This window comes from Bradyrhizobium sp. SZCCHNS3002, from assembly GCF_032377435.1.
GTDB lineage: Bacteria > Pseudomonadota > Alphaproteobacteria > Rhizobiales > Xanthobacteraceae > Bradyrhizobium.
On the sequence record NZ_JAUHHY010000006.1, the window covers coordinates 1 to 17,664 of the forward strand.

17 protein-coding genes, 1 tRNA gene and 5 pseudogenes are annotated in these 17,664 nt (G+C 63.6%); 8 read left to right on the forward strand and 15 right to left on the reverse strand.

Annotated elements, in window-relative coordinates; genetic code table 11:
• Positions 1-1,186 precede the first annotated feature (1,186 nt).
• From QW845_RS14055 to QW845_RS14070, 4 genes are all read right to left on the reverse strand, one after another.
• Positions 1,187-1,453 (reverse strand): hypothetical protein, encoded by a 267-nt coding sequence (locus QW845_RS14055; RefSeq protein ID WP_315717207.1) that lies wholly within the window; start codon positions 1,451-1,453, stop codon positions 1,187-1,189.
• Between the two features lie 168 nt (positions 1,454-1,621).
• Positions 1,622-2,020 carry a TIGR02301 family protein gene (locus QW845_RS14060; RefSeq protein ID WP_315802179.1) on the reverse strand — a complete coding sequence of 133 codons (399 nt, stop codon included), beginning with the start codon at positions 2,018-2,020 and terminating at the stop codon, positions 1,622-1,624.
• A gap of 31 nt (positions 2,021-2,051) precedes the next feature.
• Positions 2,052-2,471 carry an NUDIX hydrolase gene (locus QW845_RS14065; RefSeq protein ID WP_315802180.1) on the reverse strand — a complete coding sequence of 140 codons (420 nt, stop codon included), beginning with the start codon at positions 2,469-2,471 and terminating at the stop codon, positions 2,052-2,054.
• A 65-nt stretch (positions 2,472-2,536) separates the two neighbouring features.
• A complete protein-coding gene (locus tag QW845_RS14070; RefSeq protein WP_409997911.1) occupies positions 2,537-3,091 on the reverse strand; it encodes a hypothetical protein in 555 nt (184 codons plus the stop codon).
• Between the two features lie 62 nt (positions 3,092-3,153).
• Between QW845_RS14070 and QW845_RS14075 the strand changes: the two genes are divergently transcribed.
• Positions 3,154-3,921 carry an SOS response-associated peptidase gene (locus QW845_RS14075; RefSeq protein WP_315802182.1) on the forward strand — a complete coding sequence of 256 codons (768 nt, stop codon included), beginning with the start codon at positions 3,154-3,156 and terminating at the stop codon, positions 3,919-3,921.
• Positions 3,922-4,074: 153 nt separating this feature from the next.
• On the opposite strand, the gene QW845_RS14080 is transcribed toward QW845_RS14075, so the two are convergent.
• Genes QW845_RS14080 through QW845_RS14095 form a run of 4 tightly spaced genes read right to left on the reverse strand, consistent with a single transcriptional unit; the run spans position 4,075 to position 7,581 of the window.
• Positions 4,075-4,656, reverse strand: a complete 582-nt coding sequence (locus QW845_RS14080; RefSeq protein WP_315802183.1) for an NUDIX domain-containing protein — start codon at positions 4,654-4,656, stop codon at positions 4,075-4,077.
• Between the two features lie 9 nt (positions 4,657-4,665).
• Positions 4,666-5,121, reverse strand: coding sequence for a GNAT family acetyltransferase (locus QW845_RS14085; protein WP_315802184.1), 456 nt, complete (start codon positions 5,119-5,121; stop codon positions 4,666-4,668).
• Positions 5,122-5,136: 15 nt separating this feature from the next.
• Positions 5,137-6,564, reverse strand: a complete 1,428-nt coding sequence (locus QW845_RS14090; RefSeq protein WP_315802185.1) for an FAD-binding oxidoreductase — start codon at positions 6,562-6,564, stop codon at positions 5,137-5,139.
• Positions 6,565-6,582: 18 nt separating this feature from the next.
• The gene (locus tag QW845_RS14095; protein ID WP_315802186.1) at positions 6,583-7,581 is read right to left on the reverse strand and encodes an L-threonylcarbamoyladenylate synthase; all 999 of its coding nucleotides are present in this window, start codon (positions 7,579-7,581) and stop codon (positions 6,583-6,585) included.
• A gap of 229 nt (positions 7,582-7,810) precedes the next feature.
• Between QW845_RS14095 and QW845_RS14100 the strand changes: the two genes are divergently transcribed.
• Positions 7,811-7,887: transfer RNA gene (locus QW845_RS14100), tRNA-Pro, on the forward strand.
• 315 nt (positions 7,888-8,202) lie between these two features.
• Here the strand turns inward: QW845_RS14100 and QW845_RS14105 are convergent.
• Complete coding sequence (locus QW845_RS14105) at positions 8,203-9,510, reverse strand: hypothetical protein (protein WP_315802187.1); 1,308 nt, start codon at positions 9,508-9,510, stop codon at positions 8,203-8,205.
• 693 nt (positions 9,511-10,203) lie between these two features.
• Here QW845_RS14105 and QW845_RS14110 point away from each other — a divergent pair.
• From QW845_RS14110 to QW845_RS14120, 3 genes and pseudogenes are all read left to right on the forward strand, one after another.
• Positions 10,204-10,329 (forward strand): annotated as a pseudogene (locus QW845_RS14110) (replication initiator protein A); the annotation flags it as partial.
• Positions 10,323-10,571, forward strand: a pseudogene (locus QW845_RS14115) (DUF2840 domain-containing protein); the annotation flags it as partial. The pseudogenes QW845_RS14110 and QW845_RS14115, both read left to right, overlap by 7 nt.
• Positions 10,568-11,008: a hypothetical protein gene (locus tag QW845_RS14120; RefSeq protein WP_315802188.1), complete on the forward strand. Its 441-nt coding sequence runs from the start codon at positions 10,568-10,570 to the stop codon at positions 11,006-11,008. The pseudogene QW845_RS14115 and the gene QW845_RS14120, both read left to right, overlap by 4 nt.
• A 258-nt stretch (positions 11,009-11,266) precedes the next feature.
• Here the strand turns inward: QW845_RS14120 and tnpC are convergent, their stop codons facing one another.
• The 4 genes from tnpC to QW845_RS14140 form a co-directional block, all read right to left on the reverse strand.
• Positions 11,267-12,793: an IS66 family transposase gene (gene tnpC, locus QW845_RS14125; protein WP_315802189.1), complete on the reverse strand. Its 1,527-nt coding sequence runs from the start codon at positions 12,791-12,793 to the stop codon at positions 11,267-11,269.
• Positions 12,794-12,861: 68 nt separating this feature from the next.
• Positions 12,862-13,215: an IS66 family insertion sequence element accessory protein TnpB gene (gene tnpB / locus QW845_RS14130; protein WP_315802190.1), complete on the reverse strand. Its 354-nt coding sequence runs from the start codon at positions 13,213-13,215 to the stop codon at positions 12,862-12,864.
• Positions 13,212-14,108, reverse strand: a complete 897-nt coding sequence (gene tnpA / locus QW845_RS14135; protein WP_315802191.1) for an IS66-like element accessory protein TnpA — start codon at positions 14,106-14,108, stop codon at positions 13,212-13,214. The genes tnpB and tnpA overlap by 4 nt, the downstream gene beginning before the upstream one ends.
• A 152-nt stretch (positions 14,109-14,260) precedes the next feature.
• Entirely contained in the window at positions 14,261-14,518 is a 258-nt protein-coding gene (locus QW845_RS14140; RefSeq protein WP_315802192.1) for a hypothetical protein, read from the reverse strand.
• Here QW845_RS14140 and QW845_RS14145 point away from each other — a divergent pair.
• The 3 pseudogenes from QW845_RS14145 to QW845_RS14155 all read left to right on the forward strand — a co-directional run.
• Positions 14,411-15,303, forward strand: a pseudogene (locus tag QW845_RS14145) (type VI secretion protein); the annotation flags it as partial. The gene QW845_RS14140 and the pseudogene QW845_RS14145 sit on opposite strands and share 108 nt — an antisense overlap.
• A 61-nt stretch (positions 15,304-15,364) precedes the next feature.
• Positions 15,365-15,577 (forward strand): annotated as a pseudogene (locus QW845_RS14150) (conjugal transfer protein TraG); the annotation flags it as partial.
• A pseudogene (locus QW845_RS14155) lies at positions 15,573-15,815 on the forward strand (SOS response-associated peptidase); the annotation flags it as partial. The pseudogenes QW845_RS14150 and QW845_RS14155, both read left to right, overlap by 5 nt.
• 19 nt (positions 15,816-15,834) lie before the next feature.
• Here QW845_RS14155 and QW845_RS14160 read toward each other — a convergent pair.
• Positions 15,835-16,785 carry a nucleotidyl transferase AbiEii/AbiGii toxin family protein gene (locus QW845_RS14160; protein WP_315802193.1) on the reverse strand — a complete coding sequence of 317 codons (951 nt, stop codon included), beginning with the start codon at positions 16,783-16,785 and terminating at the stop codon, positions 15,835-15,837.
• Positions 16,775-17,368 carry a DUF6088 family protein gene (locus QW845_RS14165; RefSeq protein WP_315802194.1) on the reverse strand — a complete coding sequence of 198 codons (594 nt, stop codon included), beginning with the start codon at positions 17,366-17,368 and terminating at the stop codon, positions 16,775-16,777. The genes QW845_RS14160 and QW845_RS14165 overlap by 11 nt, the downstream gene beginning before the upstream one ends.
• Positions 17,369-17,664: the final 296 nt, after the last annotated feature.

Here is a 17,664-nt window from a genome sequence, read left to right on the forward strand (position 1 = left end):
AGACAGGACGCCTCGCTGCGCTATCCTCTCAGCCGTGCTGCCGGCCGTCGTGCCCTACCGCGCGAGCGGTTTAGTCCTTTGGCCCAGAGCGGACAGACTCAAGTGTCTACTGGTCAGCGAGCGACGTAGGCTGTTCACAGGCCCGGATGGAGGCTGCATCTCTCGTAAAGGCTGTGAATGCGAGGGTCTTTGCGCCCGCTTTGGAATAGGACATTGTAGCAATCTCGCTTCCAAGCTTCTGTAAAGGCGCTTCCACAACAGCACGACCAAAGCCGCGTCCCGAAAATCGGGGTGAGTGACAAGCCCGTCGGGCGAATCAATTGCTCGCATTTGTTCGTAACGCCGTCGTTCTGCTCTCCGCAACTACACGAAACGCAGGTCCCGAAGCGGCAATTTTGCGCATTGTGTCAACATGATCGCGGTTGCAACCCCGTCCGCGTGAAGAATTTAGCTTTCGTTTTTACAGAAAATGTGTCACTCCTCCATCCATCCCGCCTCAACGAGAGGGGCGTACGCGCGGTCGTCACGAGACGCGAGGCGGGCAGGCGGTGGACGTGTCGGGTTGCAGCGCGGCTTTGGCTAGCGCGGACGAACAACATCGATGCGGACGACGAAGCCGTGTGGTCCTGGCCTCCCGATGCTGAGGTCAAGCCTGCTGTTCGACGCGAGAGCGTCGGCGCAGGTGATGGGGGCAAGACAGCCGGTCCCCAGGGAGAGCGCGGAGTAAGCGTTAAAACCATCGCGCAGGGAAGGCTGGGCTCATCCGGCTGCACCTGTGGTTCCTGCCCCGTGCATTCTTGTTCGCACGGGGGCCATGGGCGTCAGCCGACGCCCAGCCTTCCCTGCGCCCTCGATTGAATGAGGGACGAACGCCGGTCATTGCTCGGACGCATCGCGCCGCGAGGACGATGAGGCATGTCCCAACGCTGTTTGACATATGCAGATGAATGCTGACGTGAGCGAAACGCCGATGCAGTCGCAATCACAATACGACTGCGCGTTCGAGCGGTAGGGTGGGCAAAGCGACCGCCCGCAGGACGGTGGCGTGCCCACCGTCGTGAGGCCCACTCGGAACGCGATGGTGGGCACGGCGCGCAACAGTTCGGCATGATCCGCGGGCAACGTGGCGCGCCTTTGCCCACCCTACGGTTCGTCGTTTGGAGTCGGTAACGCGAGGAAGGCGAGCCTACTGCGTCGCGCGCGACAGCGAGAACTCGCCGTTGCGGACGCGCTCCGGCAGGCCCTCGACGAAGGTCGCGACCGCGTCCTCGCCATAGGTCGTCACGAGCTCGGCGAGCGCCGCGAACAGGCTGGCCTGCGCCAGGCAGTCGCCGTCGACGCCGTCGTGGCGCGCTTCCGCCCAGGCTTCGTTGAGGTAGCTGAGCGCGGCCTGCTTCTGCTCGTGGTCGGGCAGGACGGCGGGGAGGGCGCTGAAGGTGACGGGAAAGCTCATTGAATTCAGTCTGGCGGGGCCGCGAGGCGCGTTGAATTCCGAACGCGGACGCGCCGGACCAGTGAGGTTTACCACGCAGGCGGCGGACGCCTAGGCCAGTTCTTTAGGAAAGGTTAACAAGGTTAACGCAAACGTGGATAACGCCCGCGCGCCGTCAACCATGGGCCATCAGTTGGCGTAGCGCGCCGTGAGGTCGCGCGAGATCTTGGAGCCCTCGTCGATGTAGCGGCGGATCGCCACCATCGCGGCCGGCGTGCAGGTCCGGTAGGTCTGCTGGAAGCCGTTATAGCCGCGGTTGAAGCCGGCGATCATGCGGGCGCGGCGCTCGCCCGACGGGGTCTCGGCATCGATCAGGGCCTGCATCTGGTTGCGCCATTTGGCGCCTTCATTGCTGCCGCAGATGCCGCGGAGGTAATGCAGGGTTCCGAGGATCTCGGCCAGCCGTTGCAGATCGCCATCGAACGGCGCGGCCGCATCCTGCGCGCGCGCCGGCACGACGGCGCAGGCGGCAACGAGCATGAGGATGGCCAGGAGGCGCTTGGGGATCATGGGGAACACCGACGTCATATGCCTTTGCCCCGTCGCGGACGCAAGGCGCCTACACCAGGGTCCGTGCGGCGGCGATGATCTCCGGCAGCCCGTCGGTCAGCGTCAGGCCCTCCAGCGCATCGGGGCGGCGCCACTGAAAATCGTCCAGTTCCGGGTCGAGCCGGGGCTCTCCGGCCCGCCAGCGCGCCGCAAAGGGAAGGATCACGTAGTGGCCGCCGCCGCCCTGGGCCGGCAGCACCTCGCGCCAGCCGGCCAGCCCGACGATTGTGATCGAGAGCGCCGTTTCCTCCATGACCTCGCGCGCGAGGGCCTCGTGCAGGGTCTCGCCGAACTCCACCCGGCCGCCGGGCAGCGTATAGACGCCCTTGGCCGGGGAACGCGCCCGGCGTACCAGCAGGAGCCTGCCGTCGCGGAAGATCGCGGCGCTGACGGCGAGCTGGGGACGGCGGGGCGGCGTCGGGTCGGTCATGCCAATGGCTCCAGGCGGGGTCTGCACCGTAGCGCGAAGACGACCGCGCCGGCAGCCCGTGCAACTCAGAAGCTCGCCATGATGGCGTCGACGGCGTCGACCTCATCGACTTCGGCCACGGGCTCCGAATCGAATTCGATGTCGCCATTGATGATGCCGCCGGCCTGGGCCACCAGCGGCTTGACCCAGTTGGCGGCCTGCTCGGCGAGCTTGGCCTTGGTCGCGTCCTGCTTGGCATCGCGCATCGCGCTGCCGACCGCGAGCAGGATGTCGGTCATGGTCTTCGTGAGATGATCGAACTTGTCGCGAATCGCCGGGTCGGCCTGCTCATAGGCCTCGATGACGAGATCGCGGGCCTTGAAATTGGTGTGCGTGAAATGTTCTGGATAGGTCAGCGGCGACCACGCCAGAAAATCCTCGGCGCATTCCGGAATATCGGGAATCATTTCGAGCAGCATCACGGCTTCGTTGAAATGATTCAGATAGTCGGTGGCGAGCCCGGTGCGTGGATTGATGTTGGCAGCGCGCAGCATCGCGGCCCGCGCCGGGTCAATGGCGCTGCCCGCCGGTCGTTGGGTCGTGCGATCGGTAGGCACGGAATGGGTCGCCGCTGCGGTCATCCGCTGCAGTGTTGGCAACCCAAGTTAAAAGGTGCTGAACACACGACGATTTGAGTGAGATTATGTGTGGACGCTTCGTGATCACTTCACCACCCGCGGCTCTCAGGCAGATTTTCGGCTACCAGGAACAGCCGAACTTTCCGCCGCGGCACAATATCGCTCCGACGCAGCCGATTCCCGTAGTTCTTCTGGATCAGGACATCAGGCATTTCCGGCTCATGCGCTGGGGATTCATTCCGGCCTGGGTCAAGGATCCCCGTAGTTTCACGCTGCTGATCAACGCGCGTTCGGAGTCCGTACGCGAGAAGCCCGCGTTCAAGAACGCGATTCGGCGGCGCCGCGTCCTTGTGCCCGCTGATGGGTATTACGAGTGGCAGGTGATCGACGGCCGCAAGCGGCCGTTCTTCATCCATCGCAGCGACCACGCGCCGCTCGGCTTCGCGGCCCTCGCCGAGACCTGGTGCGGGCCGAACGGCGAGGAGGTCGACACGGTGGCGATCGTCACCGCGGCTGCGAGCCGCGATCTCGCCACGCTGCATCATCGTGTTCCCGTGACGATCAGGCCGGATGATTTTTCGCTGTGGCTCGACTGCCGTTCCGACGATCCCGATGAGGCCATGAGGCTGCTGATCGCGCCTCGCGAGGGCGAGTTCACGTGGTACGAGGTGTCGACGCGCGTCAACACGGTGGCCAACGACGACGAGCAACTGCTGCTGCCGATGACCGCGGAGATGCGCGCCGCCGAGGACGCGCAGCGCAAGCCGGCGAAGAAGGTTGCATCCCGCAAGGTTTCAACTGTGGCCGATGACGGGCAGGGGAGTTTGTTCTGAGGCGGGATATCTCGATAGAGAAGATCGTCATCCCCTAGGGATCCAGTATGCCGTGGCCTCTCGTGCTGAAACGGCTGCCGGTGGAATATTGGGTCCCGCGCTTTCGCGAAGGACGACGGAGCAGCAAGACCCGCGACCGAGCGTTGGCCGCGCTCAGCCAAAGATCCTCAACGCCGCGTGCTGCAGCAGCATGATGGTCTTGGCATCCTGTATGCGGCCGTCGGCGATCATCGTGAGCGCCGCGTCGATCGACAGTTCCAGCACCTCGATCTCCTCGCCCTCATGCGCGAGGCCGCCGCCGGCGCTGACGCGCATCTCCGGTTCGTAGGCGGCGACAAAGAAGTGGATCTTCTCGGTCACGACGCCGGGGCTCATGAACGCCTCGAACACGAACCTGACGTCGTGCAGGCGGAAACCGGTCTCCTCCTCGGCCTCGAGCCGGATGCGCTCCTCCGGCGAGGCGTCGTCGAGCAGACCGGCCGCGGCCTCGATCAGGAGATCGTCATGGCCGTTGACGAAGGCGGGATAGCGGAACTGCTTGACCAGGATGACGCTGCGCTGCGCGAGGTTGTAGGGCAGGATCGCCGCCGCGTTGCCGCGGTCGAACACGTCGCGGCTCTGCATCTGCCAGGTGCCGTCGTCGCGCCGCCACTCGAACCTGGTCGAGGTCAGCGTGCCGTAATGGTCGGAGAGCACGCGCGTCTCGTGGACGCGGATGCGGTCGGAGATGCTCATGCTGGGCCTCTACTTCATTCCCGGCGTCGGCGGGCGGCCGTCGAGCCATTTCGAGAACACCACGCTGTCCTGCACGGCATAGTCGAGTGCCTGGTAGAACGCCTGCACCTTGGTGTTGTCGCCGCGCACCATCAGCATCAGCTTGGGCACACCTCGGCTGCGCAGCCAATCCTCGGCGGCGGCCATGATGGCGCGGCCAAGGTCGCGGCCGCGATGATCGGGATCGACGCTGACGTAGTAGACCCAGCCGCGGTGGCCGTCATGGCCGACCATCGCCGACGCCGCGATTGCGTCGCCCACGCGGCCGACCAGGATCGTGGAACTGTCACCGCGGCGGGCGAGCGCGATGTCGGCGGCCGGATCGTTCCACGGCCGCGTCAGGCCGCAGCGCTGCCACAGCGCGATGATGGCGGGCACGTCGGCATCGGTGATGCCGGAGATCGCGAGAGCGGGGGGACTGTCCATGTGAGCGTCGAAAGCCTAGAGCACCTTGCCGGGATTCATGATCCCCAGCGGATCGAACTGCGCCTTGATCGCGCGCATCAGCGCAATCGCGGTCGGGTCCTTGACGTCGGGCAGCTCGTCGCGCTTGAGCACGCCGATGCCGTGCTCGGCCGAGATCGATCCGCCCATGCGCAGCACGATCTCGAACACGACCGCATTGACCTCGTGCCAGCGCGCGAGATAGTCGGCGGTGTCGGCGCCGATCGGCTGGCTGACATTGTAGTGGATGTTGCCGTCGCCGAGATGGCCGAACGGCACCGGACGCGCGCCGGGCATCAGCTTCACGACGGCGGCGTTGGCCTCCGCAATGAAGGCCGGGACTGCCGCGACCGGCACCGAGATGTCGTGCTTGATCGAGCCGCCCTCCGGCTTCTGCGCCGCGGAGATGTCCTCGCGCAGCTTCCAGAACGCCATGCGCTGGGCGAGGCTGTCGGCGATCGCAGCGTCGTCGACGATGCCGTCTTCGAGGCCTTGCTCCAGGATGGTCTCGAGCGTGGCCCGGGCATCGTCGCGCGACGACGACAGCTCCATCAGTACGAACCAGGGATGGGCGCCCGCGAGCGGCGCGCGGTTGCCGGCGGCGTGGCGGATCGAGAAATCGAGCGCGATCGCGGCGATCAGCTCGAAGCTGGTGAGGCTGCCCGCAGCCTCGCGTTGGGCGATCGCCAGCAGCTTCAGCGCGTCCTCCGGCGATTTGAGCCCGACGAACGCGGTCTCGATCGCGCGCGGCTTAGGGAACAGCTTCAGGCTCGCCGCGGTGATGATGCCGAGCGTGCCTTCGGCGCCGATGAACAGATTGCGCAGGTCGTAGCCGGTGTTGTCTTTCTTGAGCTTGGACAGCGCATTCAACACCCGCCCGTCGGCCAGCACGACCTCGACCCCGAGCGCCATCTCGCGCGCGACGCCATAGGCGAGCGCGGCGGTGCCGCCGGCGTTGGTCGAGAGATTGCCGCCGATGGTGCAGCTGCCCTCGGCGCCCAGCGACAGCGGAAACAGCCGGTCGACCTCGGCTGCCTTCTGCTGCGCCACCTGCAGCACGACGCCGGCCTCGGCGATCATCGTGTTGGAGGCGGTGTCGACGTCACGAATCTTGTCCATGCGCCTGAGCGACACCACCACCTCGCCATTGTGCGGCGTCTGGCCGCCGACGAGGCCGGTGTTGCCGCCCTGGGGCACCAGCGCGATGCGATGCTGGCTGGCGAGCTTGCAGATCGCGGCGACCTCGGCGGTCGAGCCGGGGCGCAGCACCAGCGGCGAGCGGCCGTGGAACAGGTTGCGCTCCTCGGTGACGTAAGGCGCGACGTCGGTCTCCGCCGTCAGCGCCTGGCGCTCGCCGACGATGGCGGCGAACTGCGCGATCAGGTCGGGTGGCAGCGGCGGCAGGGCAGGCTGGCTGATGTTCATCGTTGGTCGCTTCCAATGTTATCTCGGCGCGGCGGCGCGGCGCAGCCGGTCGTTGATGGCCTCGCCCAGGCCGTCATTCGGGATCGGCATCACGGCGATGCTGCGCGCGCCCTTGGCATCGAGGCTGCGAAGATAGCCGAAAAGATGCGTCGCCGCCTCTGCCGGATCGCCGGCGGGGGAGAGGTTGAGGATCGCGGCAGCTTCGCTGGCGCCGGGCAAGGTGACGGGGCCGAAGGCGAGCAGGGCCTCGCCAGGCGCGACATCGCTGGCGTCGAGGCGCACGTGAGCGTGCGGAGCATAGTGCGAGGCCAGCATGCCCGGTGCCAGTGGTTGCTCGGACGTCTCGGTGTCTGCGGCGGGCCGCGCCAGCGCACGGCCGAGCACGGCCTCGATCGCCTCGCTTGGAACTCCGCCCGGGCGCAGCAGCGTCGGCGCATCGAAGCAGCCGACGATGGTCGATTCGACGCCGACCGCGACCGGCCCACCGTCCAGGATGAGGTCGATTCGCCCGGTGAGATCGGCCGCGACATGCGCCGCCGTGGTCGGCGACACGTGGCCGGAGATGTTGGCGGAGGGCGCCACGACGGCGCCGCCGAACGCCGCGAGCAACGCCTGCGCGATCGGATGCGCCGGCACACGGATTGCCACCGTATCGAGGCCGGCGGTGGCGAGGTCGGCCACGGCGCAGCCGTCGCTCTGCGGCAGCACGAGGGTCAGCGGTCCCGGCCAGAACGCGGTGGCCAGACGCTCGGCGGTGGCATTGAAGCGGCCGATGCGCCGTGCCGCCGCGATGTCGGCGACATGGACGATCAACGGATTGAAGGCAGGCCGGCCCTTGGCCTGGTAGAGGCGGGCGATGGCTGCGGCGTTGGCCGCGTCGGCGCCGAGGCCATAGACCGTCTCGGTCGGGAACGCGACCAGTCCGCCGCGCGCGAACGTCGCCGCGGCCTGTGTGATTCCAGCCGCGTCGGCGGGCAGGATCCTGGTCTCGATCGCTGGTGTGTGTGCGGTGGGCATCGATGGTACAAGACGGTGGTGGCTTACGCGCTCGGCTATAGCGGGCGGGGACGTTCGAATGAAGCGCACAATTCGCCTGTCGCATTGCGCCCGCGCCATGGCCGCCCGACAAAGCCTCACGGCCTCAAGCAGTTAACCCCTCCGCCGACGATCGACGATTTCGATGCGATTTCCTGCCTTGTGTCCTTGCGAAGACGGAAACCCGACGCTATAAGCCGGCTTCCCAAGTCGGAGCGTGGCTCAGCCCGGTAGAGCACTGCGTTCGGGACGCAGGGGTCGCAGGTTCGAATCCTGCCGCTCCGACCATCATTTCAAGCACTTACAATCGTGCTTTCCCGAGACCGCAACGAAATGCGCAACGAAATGGCTCTTTGAGCCGTCTCGCGGCGCTGAGCTCGTCGTATTGGAAAGCGCAACGAGTCATCCCGACGCACGACGTCAGGGCGCTTCAGTGCGCGGTGAAGTGACTGGTCCGTCATCCATTGGCCGGTTTGCACGTCATCGAGATCCCGAACAGGAAGCTCGATCGAAGCCGGGCTCATACGGCAGATGAATTGGAGGTCACATGCTGGGGCGATTTTCTGGCCACGAACTACGTTGGCGGGCCATTGTGAGCGCCGACTAAAGCCGTGCTGTGCGGGACTGTCGACTGAGTGAGGGGCTTTCAGCGCGTCCCCCGAACGCCTCGGCAGCTTCGCCCTGGAAGTCCGGATGGTGGTGGCCGTAGGTCTGCTCGAGCTGCTCGACGGTCATCCCGAGCCAGCCTGCGGCTTGCCAATGGTCCGTGCCCTGCTGCATCAGCCAGGTTGCTGCCGTATGACGCAGCGAGTGACGGACCACGTCGTCGCCAAGCCCCGCATCCTCTAGGATGCCTTCCCAGGCTGACCGGATCTTGCCTGCAAGCGGTTGACCATCGTGCATCCGATTCACGACGAAACGGATCTCCTCTCCTGACGCGAGGATGCCTGCGGCCTGCAACTCAGCGGAACGAAGAGTGTCGATGTTGCGCCAGCGCACTAGGTGGGGGCGCAGCCGGTTGGCGATCTTCGCCGGAGGCCGGCGCTTCTTGGTGGCTCGCTCGTCCGAGCCACGCCCCTGGTAGACCATGGCTTCCAAATCCATCCAGGGATGTGTCGTTGTCGGGATCCACTGCGTCCGGCGGATCGTCTCTTCACGCCGCGCGCTGTAGAGCCCGATCAGAATGAATCTCGCGGCGGGGCGACGCCGAGTTATAATCCAGCGCTCTCGGCGGGTTAGTTCTCCGGTTGGCTTGCGTCTCCAGTTTGCCTGGCCTTCATCCCAAACGTAACCCAGAGCCGCGCCCAGAAGGCGAGCGGCCTCGTTGCGGGTGAGCCAGCGCTCTCTGCCCTTCGTCTTTTCGGGCAGCGATATCTTCGGAACGACATCGAGGGTGTGTTCCGCATGATAGAGATTGACGGCTGCGCGAAGATCCTCGAGCCGCCGCCGCGCGGTCTGATCCGAGACGGTTCCCTTGCGCGCGGGGATGCGCGCTCGTCGGTTGTTTTCGTTCGCGACGCCGGTCGACCAGTCTACGAAATCGCGACAGAGCTGCGCCTTGATATCCGCGATCATCTTGGCGCCGAAAAACATGTTGAGATCGAGCAGGCGGATCAGCAGCAGGTCATGTTGCGCGTTGGCCCGAGCGTCGTCGCTCTTCGGTCGTTTCGCAAGCTCATACGAAGTCAGGACATCGGCAATGGGGAGGAAATGAGGGTCCGTTACTCCAACACTGGGAGTGTGTCTTGACGCAATGTATTTTTCGAGCGCTTTCGCTGCGCCATCAGTGTCGTCGCGGCGACAGCCTGTGCGGATCTGCCGTCGCTTTCCGTTGGCCTGGTCGAGAATGACCCAACAGTCGTCGTCATCTCTGAACCAGAGTCGCGGCGGCTTGGCTTTGCGGCCTGGCATGACGGCTTGACCAGTTTGCGGATGGCGCGGGGGGTGGTCAGATCCTTCCCCGCAACTTTGGCGATTTCAAGAATCCCTGCTGCTGCCGCTCTTCGCAACGAGGATAAAGTGAGAGGACCGTCTGGGAAGAACACGGCCGAAGCTTCGAGGAGGGTCATGACTTCGTCTTCGCCCCACTGATCCGGAGTGGGGCGCGCCCTAACCCTGGCAAGTTTGTCGCCTCTACGCTTTGGCATTCCGTCGGTGCCATCCGTCGACTTGATGAATTGCAAATTGGCAGCACGGAATGGCTTCCAGAACTATGCGCTTTAGGAAAGGGAGAGCCGTGGCGTGTAGCGCAATCGGCGGTCCTGGCGTGCCGATGAGCGTAAGGAGATCCCCCACAATTGCCAAATTGCAGAACGAGGAGAGGTCGGCCGATAGAACGAAAGGTCGCTGGTTCGCAGGCCGGAGCTGCCCAATCCTCTTTTTGGACACCAGACTACGAATCTGAGGGTCGGACGTTCGAATCGTTCCGGGCGCGCCATTCAAATCAAGCACTTAGCCAAAATCACCGTTTGAGTTTCGAAAACTAAAACGGTTTCTCAAACGGTTTTGGTGGGCCGCGTGTACGGCTGTGGACCGTGCCGTTCCTCGTGTCGCCCGAAGACCTCGGCGAACGGATCGGCAAGCGCGGTCTTGCGACAGCTGCCAAGGTATCTCGACCGCCTGCAATCGACGACCGTGCTGACGTCGATCCGCCAGCCGACCGAGCGGCGGCGGCACCGATTCTCCTGGATCAATGAGTGGAAGGAGACCGCGGATGCGCATGGAAAGCCTGCGCAACTGTGCCCTTCGTCGGTCCTGGAGCAGCCATTCTGCTGCAGGTTTTCGGCTGGCCGAAGGTCGAACGCGTGCTGCAGCACATCGATGCGATCGAGGCAGTCGGCATCGACCCAGTGGATGTCGCACCGGATCATTGGCGGCACGTTCAGAATCGCTTCACGGCCAATGAACCGCCGCGGGCATACACGCTGTTACGGCACCGCGCCTGGCTGCATCGCCGGAGCATCATGCCATGAGACGGCACCTCTCCATCGCTCTGGCCATGCTCTCCGGTATTGCGCTTTTGCTCGGAAAAAGTGCGCTCGATCCGCGGCCGCGCTTCATCTGGAATGAAAGCGTGCCGATCGGGCTCTATGCCGTGCAGCCGGTCAGCCAGTGGTTCGTCACCGAGCTGGTGGCTATTCGGCTTCAAGCGCCGCTGGCAACGTTCCTCGCCGCTGTCGGCTACTTGCCAGTCGGCGTGCCGATGCTGAAGCGGATCCTTGCCCTTTCCGGCCAAACCGTCTGCCGCCGCGAACTCGCGATCATTATGGATGCGGTTCAGACCGCAGATGTGGCGTTTGCGGCCGTCGTACAGCTCATGATGGATTGCGCGTCGAACGACAGAGTTTTCCTCCCGTTCAGGCTCCTTGTTTGCGAGAATTCGGCAGCTCATGGCGCCAGTTGGACATGAATTTATTGTCGGCCTGGCGTCGATTGGCGAACCCCGCCGCGACATTTTCCGTGCCGGCCCGCCGGACTTCGGGGTGGCTGTCGGCCTGCCGTTCTGTCGCTCATCCGTGACCCCAAACGTTCTCGGCTTGTTTCCCGATCGCCGTTTCTTCTCCAGACTCGCCCTGAGTACGACGGGAAGCGCTGAATTACGAGCTAATAAGCGGGAAAGGACTGAGCCGGAAGGGGGCGACGTAAGCGTCCGGCCGCTGCACATGCCTCAGGTCTTGACATGATCAGCCAGCGTCCAGCTCCACGGCAGCAAAGCGTCGAGGCGGTTGACGGGATGGCCGTCGATTATCCGCTGCAGGACGTCTCGCAGATAGGCGTAGGGCTCGACGTCGTTCAGCTTGCACGTCGTGATGAGCGAGCTGACGACCGCCCAGCGTTGGCCGCCACCATCGCTGCCGGCGAACAGGTGGTTCTTGCGGCCGAGGGTGACGGGGCGGATGGCGCGCTCGACCGGATTGGTGTCGAGCTCGACGCGGCCATCGTTCAGGAAGCGAGTCAGGCCGTGCCAGCGCGAGAGCGCATAGCGGGTCGCTTCAGCGAGCGTGCTGCGGCCGGAGACCAGGCGTAGCTGCGCATCGAGCCAGACGTTCAGCGCGTCGACGATCGGTTTGGAGAAGGTCCTGCGTTCGGCAAGACGGTAGTCAGGCGATCGGCCGCGGATGCGCGCCTCGATCGCATAGAGCTCGCCGATCCGGCGCAGGGCTTCTGTTGCCACGGGAGACGCGGTGGCTTCGGCCACATCGTAGAACTTGGGTCGCGAGTGGCTCCAACACGCCGCGAGCGTGATGTCCTCTTTGTTGGCCAATTGCTCGAAGCCAGCGTATCCGTCGACATGCAGGATCCTCTTGAAGGCGGCCAGATGTGCGACTGGACGTTCGGCTTTGCGGTCCGGCGCGAACAGATAGATGGCCGCCGGAGGTTCGGGTCCGCTCCAGGGCCGTTGCTCGCGCGCGTACACCCAGAGCCGTCCCGTTTTTGTTCGTCCGCGTCCAGGATCAAGCACTGGGATCGGCGTGTCATCGGCAAAGAGATGGTTGGAGGCGAACACGTTCTTGCACAGCCGTTCGTGCAAAGCCTCGAGCCACCAGCACGCGCCGCCAACCCAGCCTGCGAGCGTCGAGCGGCAGAGATCGGCGCCATGACGGCCGAAGATCTGCGACTGCCGATAGAGCGGAAGATGGTCGCAGTACTTGCTGATCAGCACGTGCGCGAGCAGCGCTGGCGTCGCCAGACCGCCAGCGATCAACCGCTCGGGCGCGCCGGCTTGCACGACCTTGTTGCAGGCGCGGCAGGCGTATTTGGGTCTGGTCGTGCGCACGACGCGAAGCTGCGCCGGGACCCAATCCAGCATCTCGCTGACGCTCTCGCCGATCAGATGGAGAGCACCGCCACAGCAGCCGCAGACCGGGTCTTGCACGTCAAGCAGAACGTCTTCGCGTGGCAGATGATCGGGCAGCGGACGGCGTCGCGGCGAAGAGTCGACTTCCGGTGTGATCTTCGGCTGCGCTTCCTCGACGCGGCCGATGTCGCTGTCGAGATCCTCCAGACCGAGTGCAAGCTGGTCGGGATCGATGCGCTCGGAGCTACGGCCGAACTGCATTCGCTGCAGCTGTTTGATGATGGATTTGAGCCGCTGGATCTCAGTATCGCGGTGATGGATGGCGGCCGCGATGTCGCGCACCAGGCGCTGCAGAAGCTCAGGATCGGAGGGGAGATTGGTGAGATCGAGCTGCATGTCCGATGGTACTCGAACACGTTGATTCGTAGAAGAATCGCACTCAGTTCGGCACTACATTTTTCAGATCATCCTGCAATTGCAGGCTTCCAGACGCGCTCTGGCGCGCGCCAGTCGATGCCTTCGATCAGCATCGCGAGCTGCGCTGGCGTGAGCGTGATCGAGCCATCATAACCCGCCATCACCGGCCACACGAAGCCGCCTTGGTCGATGCGTTTGGTGAACAGACAAAGCCCGTTTCCGTCCCAGAACAGGACCGTCAAGATCGATGCCTTCTTGCCGCGGAAGGCAAACAGATGACCGGAGAACGGATCCTTCTTCAGCGTTTCCTGGACCAGCATTGCAAGGCCGTCCATGCCCTTGCGCATGTCGGTGTAGCCGAGTGCCAGGTGCACTTTCACGCCTGCAGGAACGAACATCATTGTGCGGCCTCTTTGCTCTCGATCTGCGCTCGCACGGCATCCGGATCGCTGCCGGCGGGAGCGAAGACGCGCCGTCCATCTTGGAGGTCGACGGCCATCATGCCCTCCGGCGGACGTACGAGATCGCGCAGGGCGCGTGCGGCGGGCATGTCGTCGGGCAGCACGACATGGGCGAGCCTGGAGCGCTTCTTTTGCGCGATGCCGAACTGCGCGCGCCAGCGGAACAGCAGCCCGGTGACGATGCCGTGCTTGCGCGCAACGGCAGAGACCTTGGCGCCTGGTAGCTCGGTTTCCTTGGCGATCGCGAGCTTTTCCTCGTCGCTGAAGAAGCGGCGGGCTGGCATTTTTGGCGCGGTCGGATCGCCGATCTCGGCGGCTGTCAAGCGGCGTTCGGGCTGTGAGTTCCTAGCACTAGTGCTAACGGCGGGACGGACGGAGGGATGAAGATGGGCACGCCAGTCGATCGTGACCTCGCCGGCGGCCAGTCGGTCGCGCCATTTGCGCAGCGAATGCGGCGACAGCTGCATCGCCGAGGCGTAGGCGCGGAGCTCCATTCCGCTCCAGTTCAGTGCCTCGACATGCATCGCCCAGAATGCCTGGGACGCCCGATTGCGCACATCCGAGGTGACCGTGAACCTGCGCTGCTTTCGTTTTCGCAGCGCCTTTTCTCGCTCTTCCCGGGCGCGCTCGCGGCGCAATTCCGTCTGATATTTCTCGAGCTTAAGCGCAGTCTCGTTGCCGGCCAGCCGCTTCAGCCAACGCCGCAGAGTGTTCTCGGTCAGGCGTTGTTGCTGGCAGTATTTGCGGATCCCGAGACCGCTGCGACGCCACGCTTCGATGTGCAGCGACCACCATTCGCGGCGCGCTCTGTTCTCGAAATGTTTGGATCCCACCGGAGATTCTCCACAGCAGCAGAGAGCCCGAAATGGAACGACAACACACGAGGGGGAAGGTGTGCAGGGACCGGACGCTTACAGCTCAGCCAGGGGTGGCAAGATAAAAGCGGCTCGCCGGTTGAACGCCAAGCCATTGACATGGCTTGCGTTCAACCGTGCCGGTCGGTCGGAGCGCGTGCCGCGTTCTGTGTTTTCAGTAACGAGATCGATGTTGTTTTCGGCACTGTAGCTGCGATCACTTCGATGAGGCGCCGCGCAAGAACACGAGCGAGTGCGAGTTCCGCATCCGTCCAGGGCGCATTCGTCAGGGGCATAGCGCGAAGGCGAAGAGCTTCATCAACCGCGTGCTGCGCGCCGCGAATGCAGCGGGCCATGTCGCTCCCTTGTCGGTGATCAATGGACGCCATGCGGTGCGGGCTCATTCGACCTTCGGCCGGGGCCGGCTCAGCTTCAGTCGTGAGCGCCTGTTCGCCCTGGCGCGCCGCGTCACAGTCAAGGCGCGCACCGCGAGGCACAAGGGCCGTGCGTTCCGGTCAGCGCCTCTGGCGGCGCATCTGGCCTACCTCAAGCGGGACGGGGTCACCCGCAATGGTGAGCGGCACGGATGTTCGATGCCGCGAGTGATCAGGCGGATGAAGCCGGCTTCGAGGCGCGGGGCAGGGGCGACCGGCATCATTTCCGGTTCATCGTCTCGCCCGATGACGCGGCCGATATGGTGGACCTCAGGGCCTTCGCCCGCGACCTGATGCGGCAGATGGAGGCCGATCTGTCGACGCGGCTGGAGTGGATCGCGGTCGACCATTGGAACACGGATAGCCCGCACATCCATGTGCTGGTCCGCGGCGTCGAAGAGACGGGCGCGGATCTCGTCATTTCCCGTAATCATATCAGCCGAGGCCTGCGCTCTCGCGCCGAGGATCTGGTCGCGCTCGAGCTCGGGCCGAAGCCGGAGCACGAGATCCGCAACGCGCTGGAGAAGGAGATCTCGGCCGATCGCTGGACGCGGCTCGATCGCGAGATCCGGATGGCGGCCGACGAGGTCGGTGCCATCGATCTTCGTCAAGACGCGCCCGGTCTTCCGGATCGGCAAGTCGTCGGACTGATGCGAGGGCGTCTGCAATATCTCGAGCGCCTGGGGCTCGCGACTGGGGCCGGCCCGGACGAGTGGATGGTCGAGCTCGGGGCCGAGCGGCATCGAGTGGCAGCTTGGTCGCAAGCGCGATCTCGGCCTCTAGTCCAATCGGGAGGGATACATGCCTGCGACCAGGATCCTGTGGGGCCAAGTCCTTGCCGTCGCCTTGATCGTGCTGCTCGCGATCTGGGGCGCGACCGAATGGACGGCCTGGCGGCTTGCATTTCAGCCGCGACTAGGGCCGCCGTGGTTCCGCCTTGCGGGATGGCCGGTCTATTGGCCGCCGGCGTTCTTCTGGTGGTGGTTCGTCTATGACGCCTACGCGCCAGCAGTCGAAGCCGATTCCGGGGCCGCACCTCAGCTATGGATTTTTGACCAGCGAGCCGAACGCCGTCGTGGCGCCGATCCATCCCAAGGCAATGCCAGTGATCCTGACGACAGCCGAAGAGCGCGAGGTCTGGTTACGCGCACCTTGGGATGAAGCCAAAGCTCTACAGCGCCCGTTGCCTGATGATGCGCTCAAGATCGTGATGCAAGGAGCCGATAAAGAAGATAGGGCGGCTGCGAGCTAAGATGCCAGCCAAGTGCCGCTCAGAGCTTTTCGCTCCACTTGGTGATCTCAGCCAGTATCTCCTGGAAAGCCGGCTTACCGGCATAATAGAGGGCGCCGCTGCGGTCATAGGCGTCGGCGTAAAGTGACCGCGTTTTGGCGTCGCTCAGCAGAAACGCTTCGTTTTCAGCGATGTTCTGATTGTCTTCCTGGCGGAAGCGCGCCTGCTTGTGGGCTTTGTATTCATCCGTGCCAATGAATTGTTGGACGTCCGGCTGCTTCAGCAACTCGTAGATGTCGTAGTAGTGACGCATGAACTCGACCGGATCGCTTCCATCCACCTGCTGCTTGCGGAATTTCGTCGAGACCGTCTGTAGCTTTTCGACAAACGTATAGCCTGGATCGTAGCAAGGAACAGCCTTGGCGCGATTGTCGATCACATCAACGTCGCGGGCGACGGCATAGTCGTACACCCACGAGCTGATGTCCTTGGGCGTATTGGGCGCAACGGTATCGAAGCCGACTTCCAGAAGTACCCCGTCCCGCAGGCCTTTCAGTGCTTCAACGGTTGTTGTGTAATTCAGCTTGATGCCGGCACTCCGATACTTGGGAACGTCATCAAACTCGGTATCGCGCTCGACTGACGTGACGCCATCTACCTTGATCGTCTTCGCCAGCCAATCGTAAAAGTCCTTTCGCGACTGGATGTGCGCAGGCTTGTCCTGATTCTTTCCGGTCTTCACGTCCTGGTCTCTCGGCGGCTCGATCAGAATATCGATATCTTCCGAAAATCGGCCGATAATCTTGTGTCCCTTTGAGAGCGAGGTGCCGCCCTTGAGCTGGAACGTGAAGGGATGCTGTTGCAACCCATAGAGGCAATGCATGATCCAGTAGTCTTTCTCGACCAGCGCCGGGTCAATCCCCTTCTCTTCCGCCACAATCCGGATCAGATCCGCAAATTGCAGATGATTGTGGAGGAAGTCATGCGGCATGCAATTCCCTCGCTGCTAGCGCACGGTCGAAGAACTTCTTGGCCCGTTCATTCCCATACTCGCGGACTGCGCGGCGAAGCAGCTTCGGATCGGTTTTGGCGGCGTGCTCCGCTACACGTTTGAGAACTTCGTCCTTCGCTTCGGCCAGCTGATCGACATTGTTGACCAGATCGACCAGGAGAAATTCCCGCGTCAGAGACTTGGGAAAGCGCGGCTTCACCCGAAATGCATACTTGCGATTGCCCAGCTGAAACTCGCCGTGGCGCTTGTGATTATAGACGACCGTCTTATCGTAGAGCTGCGTCGTCCCCACGCCGAGACTATTGTAGGCGTTGGGTGATGCCAACAGGAACGTCTTGTCTTTGAGAAAGGCGGCTACGACTTCCTTGTCGGAGGGAGGGGCCGGACCGAACGCAGTTTCCTTTGGATAGACATAGAGCCCGCCGGAAAGCTTCCTGAGCGTCCCGCTCTCCACCAATTCCTTCAGATGCCGGTCAATAGACGACGACCAACGCGCCAGATCGGCGCGCCGGTAGGCCTGACCAGGCTTCAGGTGGCGCTTGAGTTCGTCGAGCTTGCTCATGCCCGCCAATATAGGTCCATTTCGGCCATTTTGCAAGTATTTTCATTGAGAATTCATGCATTTAGTATGCTAACCTATTGATTCATAGAGCTTAATTATACGTTCATTTTTGGCTGACCGGTTATTGAAGGTCTCTCGTCGTTAGCCGGGAGAGGTAATATTGGCTTGCCGTGTTCCAAATAGCGCACGAGCCAGAAACGTAGTTGCACGGGCAAAGGACTGTTGACGCGACCTCACGAGGCATCTATGGGTGGCCCCACAGACCTCGATTTGACATCCACATTGCGTCGGAGAGG